Consider the following 14,142-nt stretch of genomic DNA (forward strand, 5'->3'; position numbering starts at 1 on the left):
CGTTAATTCGGAAAGGATATTGATTTGTAAAAAAAACTTTAAAATATGCGGAGAAGGAATATACTCCAGGTATTACCATCTATGTTCTAATGGCGGGTTTGATTAAGCTCGCCAATTTCGCCTATGCATTAGCAGTGACTGAACGGAGGTTCAATTGCCCATATTTCGTCAATGTCTTCGGATTCTCAGCCTCGTTTTCCTTTTAGCAGGATTTTCGTTACCGACACATGCTCAGGGCCAACCCGCTAAGGCTCCGGAAACCACCATGCCTGCTACGGAGGAAGCGGCGGTTAAAGCGGCCGCAATCTCATTTCTCAGATCGTTCGAAAACATGGACGTTGACGGAACGATGTCGTACGTTAGTAAAAGCTCGCCGTACGCCAAGGGCAACCAGAGGGATTTTCAAGAGATCTTTACCCAAGCTGAAAAAATAAAGATCGTCGAAATCTCTTTTGTCTACATTAAGGTGCTTGATGTTCAGGTCGAAGTTCGTTTCGATGTGAAATTTGCTGCAACAGACCGAAAAACCGGTGGCCCATACGAGGTCTATACCAGCGCGAGACGCTTGCTCAAACTAGTGAGCGAAAATGGCAAGTGGCAGATCTACCGTCACAGTTCAGGTGAAATGGACTTCGCTCGGAGACTGATAGCCGAAAAGTCCCCGACCGTCCGCGATGTCATGCTCTCAAACGAAAAAGAATACTTGAACAAGTCATTGTCCGGGTCATTTACTAATTTGGGCAATAGTATGCCCGACAATGCACCCCCTGAAGACCTGCTAGAAGTTTTCAGGCTCGGCCTGCATGTGGCCGAACTCATCGGCGACAAGCACGAAATGGCGGGCGCATGGAATAGTATTGGCTGGGTACTTAAGCACCAAAATAAAAACGATCTAGCCCTCGATGCCTATTTCAGGAGTCTTAGTTTGTGGGAAGAAAGTGGTGATCTCGCAGGGAGTCAAGTGGTTCTACAAAACCTTGGTATCGCGTACTTTCAGTTCGGTGAGCTTAAGAAATCACTAGATTTCTACAACCGTTGCGTCGAAAGAAGTACTTCTTTGAAAGATGAAGCGATGATTGCCTCTTGCCTTCACGGCATAGGCGATACGTACCTTGAGAAAGGCGACTATATCCTTGCCCTGACCTACGCCAATCGGTCGTTAGAAATTGGAAGAAAGCTCGGAAACCCAGAGCAACTCTCAATGGCTCTGACAAGTATTGGCCTGAATTATCAGATGCTGAGTCGACATTCGGAGGCTCTGACAAGTTTTGAAGAATCCTTGCGATTGTCGGAATCGATCGGTGACAGGAACAGACAAATAAACGATCTGATGAACATGGGAAACAGTTATAAGGATTTGGGCGATTTTTCAAAGTCAATGGCGTTCTATCAGAAAAGTCTGACGTTAGATGGAAGCGATGATGAATCGCCTTACAGAAACCCGGGAGTATCCGTAAACATCGCTGAGGTTTATTTGGAACAGGGTAACTATGAACAAGCTGGCTCCTTGTTTAATATTGCGTTATCGATTTTTGAAAAGAGCGGCTCTAAGTACGGTGTTGCATTCTCGCTAAGTGGTCTGGCAAAGACCTACTCAGCTCAAAAGGACTTCAGGAAAGCCATAGAATTTGAGGAAAAGGCACTTGCGATGCGTGAGCAGATGGGGAGTAATTTTGATGCGATTAGGAGTCTAGTCAACCTTGGCAATGATTATTTTGAACTGGGGGACAAGAGTAAAGCGGTGGAGTACTACAAGAAAGCTCAAGCGAACAGTGAACAACTTGGTTACGATTCACTCTCCTTGTTGGTTCATTTGGCTTTCGCAAAGGTGCATTTGGCCGAAGGAGACTACGCCAAAGCCATTGTAGAAGCCGAAAGGGCCGACACGTTCGCAAGCAAAATGCCGGGTTACAGTGAGAGATGGAAGATATACGGTCCGCTAGGCAAAGCGTATCAAGCCATTGGAAAGTCTGGGCTGGCACGGGAGAATTACAAAAAGTCGATTTTGATAATTGAAGATAGCCTGCTTAAATTCGCCGGTGGCGAGTCGGAACAGGAACGTTTCTTTGCTGAGAGAATCCAGCCCTACTATTTAATGATCGAGCTGTTGAGGTCCCAGAATGAGCTCGTAGAAGCCTTCGATTACTCTGAACGATCCAAATCCAGGTCATTACTGGATATCTTGAGGAACGGTAGAGATGAGCTTAATAAACTGACTAGTATCAAAGAGAAGCAACGCGAACAAGCGTTGCGATCGGATCTTGTTACTCTTAATGCTCAAATCTCAATGGAAAGTGAGAAGAAACCGCAAGATTCGGTTCGTACGAGTGAACTCCGGAAAGGCCTAAATAATAAAAGGCTCGAATTCGAGAATTTTCAAGTCGCACTTTACGTCGCTCATCCGGAATTAAAGGTTCAGCGCGGCGAAATGGCTCCGATCTCACCCGTGGAAACAACCAAGTTACTATTGGATGATAAGAGTGCTTTGATCGAATACGCTGTCGCCGGGGACAAGACATTTCTTTTTATCATTACCAAGGACATCAGACAAAAGTCTGTTCTAGAAGCGAATACGATCGATGTCAAGAGTAAGAACCTCGCCACAAAGGTCGAGGCTTATCGATCAAAATTGGCGACTGGCGACCTTGATTTTCAGGCGTCGTCGCGGGAATTGTATGACCTTTTGCTTAAACCGGCGGCGGCACAGCTAGTCGGAAAGACTAATCTGATCATCGTCCCGGACGGGCCGTTGTGGGATCTGCCGTTTCAGGCTTTGCAGGATGGCAAGGGTAAATATCTGATCGAGCAGGCGGCCGTATCGTATGCGCCGAGCCTGACCGCACTACGTGAGATGCGTAAGAAGGCGATGGCGCGAAAGCCCTCGCCAGATACCGAACTGCTGGCATTTGGAAATCCGATCGTTGGCAACGAGACCAGAACCCGCGTACAACGTGTCTTTATGAGCGAAAAGCTCGAACCAATACCGGAGGCTGAACGCCTTGTAAATGAGTTGGGCAAGATGTACGGTCCAAAACGGAGCAAAGTCTTTACCGGTGCCGATGCTCGAGAGGAAGTCGCAAAAACCGAATCGCCCAAATATCGCATCGTTCAATTTGCGACGCACGGCATTCTCAACAATGTCTCGCCGATGTACTCACATCTCGTTTTCGCTCAAAATGACAAAAATCCGAATGAGGACGGCCTGCTCGAGGCTTGGGAACTAAAAGATCTCGATCTCAAAGCCGACATGGTCATACTTTCAGCATGCGACACGGCCCGTGGCAAAATCAGCAACGGTGAGGGAATGATCGGTATGACGTGGGCATCTTTTATCGCCGGTGCTCCGACGACTGTTGCGACTCAATGGAAGGTCGAGTCTTCGTCGACGACCGACCTGATGCTCGAATTTCATCGCGGCCTGCTGTCTAAACCTCGAATTTCAAAGGCCGAAGCGCTTCGCCGTGCATCGCTCAAACTAATGAAAATGCCAAAATACCGGCACCCGTCCTACTGGGCCGGTTTTGTCCTGGTCGGCGACGGCAGCTAACGGGCGGATCTCACTTTTTCCAGTAAACGGCGCGCGATCGGCGAGTCAGGATTTTTCTGAACCAGTATCTGAAATTCGCGTATCGCGTCGTCTAACAAACCAGATTCCGCATACAAGATGCCGAGCAACAGATGCGAGCGGCTGTTTTTGGCCCGTGCGGCAGCCAGACGGTTCGCGTTCGACGCGTCGAGAACTTTGAACTTTGCATCGGGCGCCGGACGCACCGGTGACTTCACTTCTTCGCCGTTTACGACCGCCGTGACCTGCCAGCGATAGACTGTGCCGCGTCGAAGCGGAACATTGACCGTCCATTCGGCACTTCGGACATCGGGGCTCGATACAACTTTGGTAAAGTTTTCGTTAAAAATCTCGACCCGATAGGTTTCAGCGTCTTTTATCCCTTTCCAACGGAATTTGGGCTGTGTAGTTTCGACGATAAGGCCGACCGGACCAACAAGAGCAAACGGCACGCCGCTATTGCCCGGTCCCATCAGAGTTCCCGAAGACTGCCCCAGCTTACGTACTTCCGGCGAGACCTCGATCGGGTTTCCGCTCATTGCGGCGGCGACCGTCCGCTCAAATCCCGTATCATCAAGTCCAGTGATCTTGCCCGCTGCGTCCATCTCGATCCGGCCATTACCGTCGTTCAGAACGACGACAGTTTTTGCCTTATCGGAAGCCATATTCTGTATATTTTCCGGTTCAACCGGCAGGTCTGAGTTCGGCGGCGGAGTAACAATATTGACATTTGTCTTCGGCGGACCGACCCGCGCCGTTTCGTCATCCGGTCTGCGGTTCGTGATGAACCACGCCAGGAGCAATACGCCGCCGATTAACATTGCGGCAGCGGGAATGGCGATAACGGGAATCCGAAATGCGCTGATACCATTCCGGACCTGCTCCCAGAATGTAAGTGTCGCAGTCGCTGCCATGGGCAGGGCAGCAAGCTCCTTTCTCAGCACAATGAGGTCGCTAACTTGTTCGTGACAAGTTGGACAGCTGACCAGATGATGGTCGGCGATCTCGCGTTCGACCTCATCCAGACGGCTTTCGACATAAGCCGTTCGCTGATCGAAACTCAAATGACCGTCGACCTCTGGATGCTCAAACGCATCCAGCAATGCCTTTTGGTTAACCGGAACGACGTCTGTGGCCGCCGACCGGCATTCCGGGCAGGTTATTATGTGATCATCAACTCGCAGTAGCTCATCCGGAGGCAGTGTCCGGTGAACATAGCCTTCGATCTCCGTATTAGATAGATGTTTCGACATCCTCATTTATCCTTAGATGAAAAATCGCACTCCAAATTGATTACGTTGCGAAAACTTAGCCTCACTTTAGCCGACGACGCAAACCAGCACGCGCCGATTGGCGTAGATTGATAACCTGTTGACGCGTTAGCCCCATGCGCTCGGCAATCGCGTGGTCATCGAGCGGCAATTCTGCCCATAACTTTGCGAAATCCTCTCGTTCATACTCCAGGGCGGCCGCGATCCCTCGTATAGACGTGATCCCAAGACGGGGAAGAAACGCTATCAGGTTATCGCCCTTCCCGTCAGTCAAATTCAGGAGCAGCGCCCGTCGATGCCGAACCGGCAGCGTACATATTTCGTCCCATAAACGCCGCAGCGAGACGCTCAGGTCGAGCCGTTCCTCAATGTTTACAGCTTTTCCGGGTAAATCGAAAAAACCTTGTTCAGTTTCGGATATGAGCTGAGCTTCCTTCAACCCGAGGAGGTCCCAAATTATCGAAACGGTCGCTTCCAGTTCGAGCGGAGCGGTTGTCTGCTTGAACAGCTCGTCTATCAACTGGACGATCTTATTATTGTCATCCAGACCGCTTGACGGGCCTGCGTCCCGGGTCAGAATTTCCCGCAAGGCTTCAATATCCGAGGCATTCGCAGATTTTCGTCCGCGCGTCTCCCACGCTGCCGGACCGCAGAGCCGGACGTCGCCGTCCTTCCAGATCGAATATTCCGGTCGTGTTGTAAGTATGTATCGGATCTTATTTCTGAGCCGCAGCCGATTAGGATACTTGTCGCGAAGGTACTGTCGGTACGCATTCAAAGCCGCCGTTCGCACATACGCTTCTAGGTTTCCCGTATGATCTTCGTCCGGTTTTGCCCTCATCCGCTGGAGCATTGGCAACAACGCGGCCTTGATATCACTCAGCAGATCGAGCCCAGCCTGATTGACATGACCATCGTCCTCGAAGCGCAGAGAAACCCGCAGTTTGCGGCGAAGTATGCCGGCCGCAATCGACTCGATCCCCTGACCATAAAGTTCCCCAAGGGCGCGATCCACATCCTCGTCCGGAGCGTGGACGAATTTAAGTAGAAGATCATCAAGCGATGTGGCCGGGTTGTCCGTCATCCTGATTGTTTGACGCCACTATATTACTTTAAGTCGGATAGTTTAAGAGCCAAAATGGTCAAAACTTTTTGAAAGGGTTCTCTTCAAATCTATTTACAGTGAGGATATCGTTGACGAGAACACTTTAGAGGATTCCATTGACATTTGAGCAGATCAAAAACTTTCGCTTCCAAATAGAGCTTCTTAAACGTGCGATTTCACGACGGCCGGCACTCCGTCATAACCACCCTCGCTGAAAAGTGAGTTGCAGATTGGGTAATCCAAGCGCAAGTCGGACAATTTGACCCGCAAACGATAAAGACACACAGCCATATCCGGAGGAAGGCTTTGGATGAATCGGTGGCAGCCCTTGAGCCAGCGATTATTACATCTATCCCGGCGACCGAAACTACTGTGGCAGATAGTCCTCTGATCGGTTATTCATGGCAAAGTCCGACAGGTTATGACACTGTCCACGACACAAACGCGAAACGGGCACCAAATCGGTGCCCGTAACTTGTTGATCAAATTGGCTCCGCAAGTAAGACTCGTGCCTTACAACCATTCGGTTAACAGCCCGGTGTGCACGGCGACATACGATAAAGTGTCGGGCCGACGATCGGAGGCACTCCCCGTTAGATCGCATCTGTTAACCGAGAACTTGAGCTCCTTCGGGGAATGCTCAACTATGCGATCCGAAATGAGTGGCTCATAAAGAATCCGTTCGCACGGACCGGAGGAGTAATTTCAAAGTCGGCGGAAGTAGAACGCGAACGTGTCCTGTCGTTTGACGAAAACCGCCGCATCGGCCTGGCCGGCGCGGTCACGATCAAATGAATGTTTGTGAAAAGCGGCCGGGGGTGATCACCTCGCCAGCTGGCGCATCAGGCGTGACTGGGCCGTTTGCCGAACATCATGAACTCCTCTATGCTTGTATTTCCGAGGATCGCCTGACGGAGTCCGGCATCCCAGAGAGTAAGCATTCCTTCTTCGATCGCAGTCTTCTCGATCTCTCTGACCGAGTACTTATTCAAAATGATATCCTGCAGCTTTGGAGTTACTTTCAGGCTCTCGCAGATCAGGATACGGTCGTAATATCCCGATCCGAAACACTTCGAGCACCCTCGCGGCTTATAAAAGGTAATTGAGCCCGGATATTCGAACGGGAGTCCCAGTCGTTCGAAAAGCTGTTCGTCGACCTTCAAGTGCCGCAGTAAACCGTCTGACGGGGAATATGCTTCTCGACAATCGAGGCAAAGTCGTCTGATGATTCTTTGGGCCTGAATCAGGAATATATACGTTGACAGGTCAAATTGCGAGATCCCCATGTTCCGAAGCCTATCAAACACGCTCGCCGCCGAGTGGACATGAATAGCCGAAAGGACCAGCGTCTTCTTCGACGCCGCCCGAAATGCGAGCCTCGTCGTTTCATGATCTTCGAGCTTGAGCTTGATAATATCGGGCTTCTGCTTGAGAAAGGTGTTTACCGCGACCGTATCGGTGTAACCGATCTCAAATTTGCAATCGACCTGATTTATTCCGGACATCGGATATTCGACCGGCCACTCGGCCGTCAATATGTTCTTTTTGCTGTCATTCAAGATATACAGGATCGAATTTTGTGTGGTCGTCTTTCCTGCATTTGTCGGACCCGCAAATACTATCAATCCGCCCTTTTTCCAAATTGCCTCCGTCAGTTGTTTCTCTGCGAACGGATCAAGTCCTAAGTTTTCAAACTTCTTGAACGGCGTTCCCAACCTAAAAATTCTTACAAAGCTCTGTTCCCCAAAAAGTGTGGGGTTGGTGGTGAGCCAGAGGTCCAGATCTTCATTCAAATGTGGAAAACTGAGGTGAATAATTCCGTCGCTTGGAATTGTCCTTTCCTCGACGTCCAGGTCACTCAATGTCTTTAATCGAGTATTTATCAGCTCGGTTACGGACTCGGACCCTTGATCGGACGCTCCGGCTTTCCGGTCAGATAACGTCAGGTAGTCAACAAGGTCCCGACCTTTGCGGTATCGAATTCGCATTCCGCCCTGAAAAGGATCGAAATGGACCTCCGAGAATTCTCGTTTCGCAAGCTTCTCAAATATCTCATCGAGCAAACGATCTGTATCGAGAATGGCTTCCGGTTCTCTGATCTCCTGATCCATAGCGTTCCCTTTAATATTGTCTAGCCCGAAACTGTGTTCCTACAAGATCACGATCGCGACCCAAATTCCGTTCGCAGCGAAGTGTCAGAGCCGATCCACCTGCCACAACCATAATTGGCCGCGCGATAGACCTGAGCGTTATGCGACGATCGGACTCACGCCGTGAGCGTCTGTGTAGGAAGCTCCCGTAGGGTCCCTGCACGCGCTCACCGATCACGGCAATTACAATAATATCACTTGGAAAGATAGAGAGCCGCAAAATTCGCAGCCAAAGTATCCGTACAGACATCGACGACGAGACTGTCGTCACCGCTGTCCGCAACACCACCTTATGGATAACCGCCCGCCGATATCCAGTGACGAGTGATCGGCAACGAGACACCACGGGGACTTGGGATGAGAATCCCGATGTGCAGTCTACTTAGTGAAGCTAAAGTCTCTGAATATAAATCCGTTTTATTGGCCGTCAACAACTTCTGTTTGTTGACGCAAAAATAAAAACGGATCATTGTCGAGCAGATCTGCGACCGCGTAACGATCGGCGACCGTCATTTCAATATCGAATTGGGATATTTACCTATTACTCCTACAACGGTGACATTTGGGCAACGAATCTCAATGAACGACGGAATCGGCGAATTTCCCTTTGTTGAATCGAAGAGTGAATAGATTCAACCCATTACCGCACCCCTGCTTAGCGAAGCGGAAGCCGCAGACTTTGTCGGCGTTTCGAGAATGACGAAGCTTCGAAAGAGAAACGCCGGAATCATTGAGTTCTACCGCGTCGGTTTTCGCGTCCTCTTTTCGAAAGAGAAACATCTCATTCCGTTCCTGGTGAGTATAGAGATCAGTCATGGATAACCTTGGCCGATGACGAACACCCACAGTTAACCAGTGAGACTTAGTAAACCTTCTAGGGAAACAACAAAAGCCTGTCAATCGTTGACAGGCTAAGTTATTGATTAAATTGGCTCCGCAGGTAAGACTCGAACTTACAACCCTTCGGTTAACAGCCGAATGCTCTGCCATTGAGCTACTGCGGAATTTGGCACGCCTCAAATTGGTATTTGGGGCGAACATAAAGATTAGGAATTTAGCTCGCGGTTGTCAAGTTTTGCGTGAAAAACTCGTTACTTTTCGCCAAAACAGATTACTATATACCGATAATGGCAAAATCGGAGCTTAAAACGCAAGAGACTGATGCGAGTGTCGACGGATTTTTGAATTCGTTGGCGGACGAGCAGCAGCGGGCGGACGCATTTCGGGTGCTCGAGATGTTCAGACGCGTCACGGGCGAGGAGCCCAAGATGTGGGGTCCGGCGATCATAGGGTTTGGCCACCGCGTGCTCAAGTATGATTCGGGTCGCGAGCTCGACTGGATGGTGACCGGCTTTTCTCCGCGAAAGGGCAATCTGACGCTATATATCCACGACAGCACCGGCGGATCCGAAGATCTAATGTCGCAGCTCGGCAAGCACAAGACCGGCAAAGGATGTCTTTATATAAAAAGGCTTGCGGACATTGACGAAACCGTCGTCGAACAACTGATCGTCCGCGCGGTCAAGCGAGCGTCAAAATCCGACTCCTGAACGTAGCGTCATTGTTGCCAGCCGAAACTCCAAGTATAATCGTAATATTAGCCATCTAAACGGAGCGATACCCTTCTTGAAGCACGAAACGATCATAATTCTCGATTTTGGTTCGCAATACACTCAGCTTATCGCGCGGCGCGTGCGTGAGCAGGGCGTGTATTGCGAGATACATCCATTTCATTTGTCTGCCGAGGCGATCGCGGCAAAGCAACCTAAGGGCGTCATTTTATCGGGCGGGCCATCGAGCGTGTCTGACGAGGATGCACCGCGGGTAGCGTCCGACTTCTACGACAAAATAGACGTTCCGATACTCGGCATTTGTTATGGAATGCAGCTTGTCGCGGTCGACCTCGGCGGAGCGAGTGAGCCGGCGGCAAGACGCGAGTACGGTGCGGCAACACTCAAAGTGCTAAGCGGTAAAACCGAACTATTTAACGCACTTCCATTCGCTCTCGACGTCTGGATGAGCCACGGCGACCACGTGACCAAGTTGCCCGAGGGCTTTACGACAACCGCTACGACCGGTGACGTCATCACCGCGATCGAAAACCCCGAACGCGGCATTTACTGCGTCCAGTTCCACCCCGAGGTCTCGCATACGCCGCTCGGCAAAGAGATCTTGCGAAATTTTGTTTTCAACGTCTGCGGCTGCCAAGGCGATTGGACGCCCGCACAATTTATTAAGGAAGAGATCGCACGCATACGCGAAACGGTCGGCCCGACCGGCAATGTCGTCTGCGGACTCTCCGGCGGCGTCGATTCGACCGTCGCGGCGGTGCTCGTACACGAAGCGATCGGCGAACGGCAAACCTGCATCTTCGTCAACAGCGGCCTACTGCGCGCCGATGAGTTCGAAGATACGCTCGCGATGTACAAGGAAAATCTTCAGCTCAACGTGGTCGGCGTCGATGCCTCGGCTGAGTTTTACGCCGCTCTCGATGGCATCTCCGACCCGGAACTCAAACGCAAAGCCATTGGCCGCACTTTTATCGAGACCTTCGACGTCGAGGCAAAACGCATCGGCGACGTTAAGTTTCTCGTCCAGGGCACGCTCTATCCGGACGTGATCGAGTCGGTCTCGGTCCGCGGGTCTTCCGTCACGATAAAAACACACCACAATGTCGGCGGACTGCCGGAAAAGATGAATCTGAAGCTGATCGAGCCTTTGCGTGAGCTTTTTAAGGACGAAGTGCGTCTGATCGGCAGGGATCTAGGCATTCCGGCCAAGCTAGTCGAGCGCCATCCGTTTCCCGGCCCTGGCCTCGCGGTCCGCATCCTTGGCGAAATTACCACCGAAAAGATCGAGTTGCTGCAAAAGGCCGACCGCATCTTTATCGAAGAACTACGCAACTTTGGCGTTTATAATGATGTCTGGCAGGCCTTTGCCGTACTGCTGCCGATCCAGTCGGTGGGCGTGATGGGCGATTTTCGCACCTACGAGCGAACCGTCGCTCTGCGGGCAGTAACATCCACCGACGGTATGACCGCCGACTGGGCACGCGTCTCGCACGACTTGCTCGCACGCGCTTCGTCACGCATAACCAGCGAGGTTCGCGGCATCAACCGCGTCGTTTACGACATCACCTCAAAACCGCCCGGAACTATCGAGTGGGAATAGCCCGACAGATAGTTGATTGGACAGACAACAAAAACACATTTAGTATTGGAACGATTTATCTCGAAACAATATGACGAACTTCAGCTGGCTTCTGGACGGGAGCATTGTTGGGCTTTACCTGTTGGTCACGATGGCCGCGGGGTTGTACGTGCGCAAGTACGTGGGCAAGGTCGACGACTTTCTGGTCGCGGGCCGCGAGATGAATGTCTATCTCGGCATCGCAAGCTTAGCGGCGACCGAGTTTGGCATCGTCACCTGTATGTACACGGCCGAGGCCGGTTACAAATACGGCTTTGCGGGTGCGACGCCGGGAATTGCAATGGCGGTCTCGATGCTGGTGATCGGCTATACCGGATTTTGCATCAAGCCGCTCCGTGATTCGGGCGTCATCACGATCCCGCAGCTGATCGAAAAGCAGTTCGGGCCGCGCGTTCGTTGGGCGGCGGGCGTTGTCATCGTGCTTGGCGGACTCCTGAATATGGGCGTTTTCCTTCGGGTCGGCGGCCAATTTTTGGTCCAGATTGTCGGACTCAAGGTCACATCATTTGAGTTTTTAGGATTTCATATCGGTTATCTTGAGGCAATGATGACCGTCCTGCTGGTCGGCGTTGCAACATACACGATCCTCGGCGGAATGCTGTCGGTGCTGATCACCGATTTTCTACAATTTGTCGTAATGAGCATCGGTCTGATCGCCGTAACCGTCCTGATACTCGTCAATGTCGGGTGGGAAAAGATCGTAACGACCGTCGAGGCCAACTACGGTGCCGGCGGATTTAACCCATTTGTCCATCCTGACCTCGGCTGGCAATATGTCGTGTTTCAGATCCTGCTCAATTTTGCGGCCGTGTTGACCTGGCAGACGACGATCGCTCGCGTTTTGGCAGCCAAGGATTCGAAGACCGGTCAGCAGATCTATATGCGGACGAGCTTCTTTTTCGTTTGCCGATTTCTCATTCCCGGCATCTGGGGCATCGCCGCACTGGCGACGCTCGGCAAAATGACCAATTCGCTCGACGCGATGCCGACATTTCTGGCGACATTCGTACCGGTCGGGCTGATGGGCTTGTGCATCGCGGCGATGCTCGCGGCCGATATGTCGACTGACTCAAGCTATATGCTCTCGTGGGGCAGTGTCATCTACAACGACATAATGGCACCATTTCGCAAGACGCCTTGGTCGGAGAAAAAAGGCATCTTTGTTAACCGTACGATCGTTGCTCTGATCGGCGTATTCCTGCTCTTTTACGGCTTATGGTATCCGCTCGAGGGCGACGTCTGGATCTATCTCGGCATAACGGGGACGATCTATCTGGCTTGTATCTCCGTCCTGCTGATCTCTTGCTGTTATTGGAAGAGAGCAAATAATTGGGGGGCGACCGCCGCCATTATTGTATCGGCGGCGATACCCGTATTGTTTCTGGTACTTGAAAAGACACCGTCGACCAAGGATTTCGCCAAGGAGATCGGGCCGTATTATTCGGGTATCGCCGCCTATGTCGGTTCGGCGGCGGCGATGATAATTTTCTCTTTGCTCAAACCGAAAGGAGGACAGGAGGTATGAAGTATTTTTGGTTGATCTTAACCATTATCGCCCTCTGCTGGTACACCTTTGTGACCGCTTATGTAGCGTTTAAGGGCGTTACGGATATTAAGGAGATGCTCGCACGTCTAGCCAGTAAGAAATGAGGGCGGCAGTTCGATCTGAGATGGGCGAGTAACAAAAAGAGAGCTCAACTCAATATGTTGTGGAAATCGCGTGTGATAGATCCGCTGCCATTCGCCGCAAAATCGCTCAGCATCGCTGCTCGGCACTAGAGCGTAAACACTCCCGCCAAATCCGGCGCCGAATGCCGACGCCGCAACCGCGCCGATATCGCGGGCCGCGGCCTGCAGGAACACCGTTTCGGCCACCTGATTGCCTAACATCGCCGCCGCGTTTTGCTGCGAATGGTCGATCAGCGGGCCGATATTTTCGAATTGCCCCGCGGACAGAAGCTTGCCGACGGCCGGAATTATTTCGTAATTCTCAATGTAAAAATGTTCGACGCGGTCGAGCATTTCGCCTCCCGAAAATGAATATTGTCCGCGACTGATCAACGGCCGCAGGGCGTCCATCCCGATCTCGTCGATCAGGCCCCGAAGCGTCGTGCCGCCGTGCGATGCCGTGATCTCAGTGACCATTTGGGAAACGCGATTGTATCGATCGCGTGCAGCACCGGTCTTTTCGGCAGTGACACCGCTCGATGCGACGACAAATGAATGATCCGCAGGAAACGCGAATTCGGCATCAACCGTGAGCGGACCGAACGAAACCGCACTCAGACGATCGACCCGGCCAAGCAAAATTGCCGCGTGATCCTGACTGCCGCCAAACGTCCCGACGCCCGCCGTGCCCTCGAGTTCGCGATAGTCTCGGCCGTTTTCGACACATCCGAGATACTCTGCGATCTCAACCACTCCGGGCAAATTCGCTCTGAAGATCGGCGTTTCACTAATGCCGTTGACCGACGCCAAAGCAACGAATGACATTATTATCAACGCACTCGAACTCGACAGCCCGGCCGCCTTTGGCAGGTCGCTGTGAAATCGGATCGTCGCACCGCGGGACATCGCATCGGGAAAGTTGCGGGTTATTCGGCGGGCGGTCTCGGCGACGTAATTGCCCCAGTGGCCGGCGGAAAAATGCGGTTCGGTAGCGAGGTCAAATGATATAACCTCGCCGGTGTCTCGGCTCTCTGCCGTGAGCATCGTGTCATTTCGCGGTTCGACATCGGCGTGAAAACCGCGATCGATCGCACAGACTATGCTCCGGCCACCGCAGTAGTCGGTGTGTTTGCCCAAAAATTCGATCCGGCCCGGAATGAACATTTTCATCGT

9 protein-coding genes and 1 tRNA gene are annotated in these 14,142 nt (G+C 51.7%); 5 read left to right on the plus strand and 5 right to left on the minus strand.

Going from position 1 to position 14,142, the window contains the following annotated elements; all coding sequences use genetic code 11:
* Positions 1–265 precede the first annotated feature (265 nt).
* Positions 266–3,547 carry a CHAT domain-containing protein gene (locus IPQ00_13250; protein MBL0241527.1) on the plus strand — a complete coding sequence of 1,094 codons (3,282 nt, stop codon included), beginning with the start codon at positions 266–268 and terminating at the stop codon, positions 3,545–3,547.
* Here the strand turns inward: IPQ00_13250 and IPQ00_13255 are convergent.
* The gene (locus tag IPQ00_13255) at positions 3,544–4,818 is read right to left on the minus strand and encodes a zf-HC2 domain-containing protein (GenBank protein MBL0241528.1); all 1,275 of its coding nucleotides are present in this window, start codon (positions 4,816–4,818) and stop codon (positions 3,544–3,546) included. The two genes, IPQ00_13250 and IPQ00_13255, sit on opposite strands and share 4 nt — an antisense overlap.
* Positions 4,819–4,879: 61 nt before the next feature.
* On the minus strand, positions 4,880–5,920 hold the full coding sequence (locus IPQ00_13260; GenBank protein MBL0241529.1) for a hypothetical protein: 1,041 nt from the start codon (positions 5,918–5,920) through the stop codon (positions 4,880–4,882).
* Between the two features lie 657 nt (positions 5,921–6,577).
* On the opposite strand from IPQ00_13260, the gene IPQ00_13265 reads away from it, so the two are divergent.
* Entirely contained in the window at positions 6,578–6,736 is a 159-nt protein-coding gene (locus IPQ00_13265; protein MBL0241530.1) for a hypothetical protein, read from the plus strand.
* A 47-nt stretch (positions 6,737–6,783) separates the two neighbouring features.
* On the opposite strand, the gene tadA is transcribed toward IPQ00_13265, so the two are convergent.
* Complete coding sequence (tadA, locus tag IPQ00_13270) at positions 6,784–8,052, minus strand: Flp pilus assembly complex ATPase component TadA (GenBank protein MBL0241531.1); 1,269 nt, start codon at positions 8,050–8,052, stop codon at positions 6,784–6,786.
* Positions 8,053–9,020: 968 nt separating this feature from the next.
* A tRNA-Asn gene (locus IPQ00_13275) sits at positions 9,021–9,095 on the minus strand.
* A 123-nt stretch (positions 9,096–9,218) separates the two neighbouring features.
* Here IPQ00_13275 and IPQ00_13280 point away from each other — a divergent pair.
* The 3 genes from IPQ00_13280 to IPQ00_13290 all read left to right on the plus strand — a co-directional run bounded on the left by IPQ00_13280 (position 9,219) and on the right by IPQ00_13290 (position 12,826).
* Positions 9,219–9,641, plus strand: a complete 423-nt coding sequence (locus IPQ00_13280; GenBank protein MBL0241532.1) for a DUF1801 domain-containing protein — start codon at positions 9,219–9,221, stop codon at positions 9,639–9,641.
* A 76-nt stretch (positions 9,642–9,717) separates the two neighbouring features.
* Positions 9,718–11,262, plus strand: a complete 1,545-nt coding sequence (gene guaA, locus IPQ00_13285; GenBank protein MBL0241533.1) for a glutamine-hydrolyzing GMP synthase — start codon at positions 9,718–9,720, stop codon at positions 11,260–11,262.
* Positions 11,263–11,332: 70 nt separating this feature from the next.
* Positions 11,333–12,826 carry a sodium:solute symporter family protein gene (locus tag IPQ00_13290; protein MBL0241534.1) on the plus strand — a complete coding sequence of 498 codons (1,494 nt, stop codon included), beginning with the start codon at positions 11,333–11,335 and terminating at the stop codon, positions 12,824–12,826.
* 107 nt (positions 12,827–12,933) lie between these two features.
* On the opposite strand, the gene IPQ00_13295 is transcribed toward IPQ00_13290, so the two are convergent.
* Positions 12,934–14,139, minus strand: coding sequence for a galactokinase (locus IPQ00_13295; protein ID MBL0241535.1), 1,206 nt, complete (start codon positions 14,137–14,139; stop codon positions 12,934–12,936).
* Between the last annotated feature and the right edge of the window lie 3 nt (positions 14,140–14,142).

The organism is Chloracidobacterium sp. (assembly GCA_016720705.1).
Lineage (GTDB): Bacteria > Acidobacteriota > Blastocatellia > Pyrinomonadales > Pyrinomonadaceae > OLB17.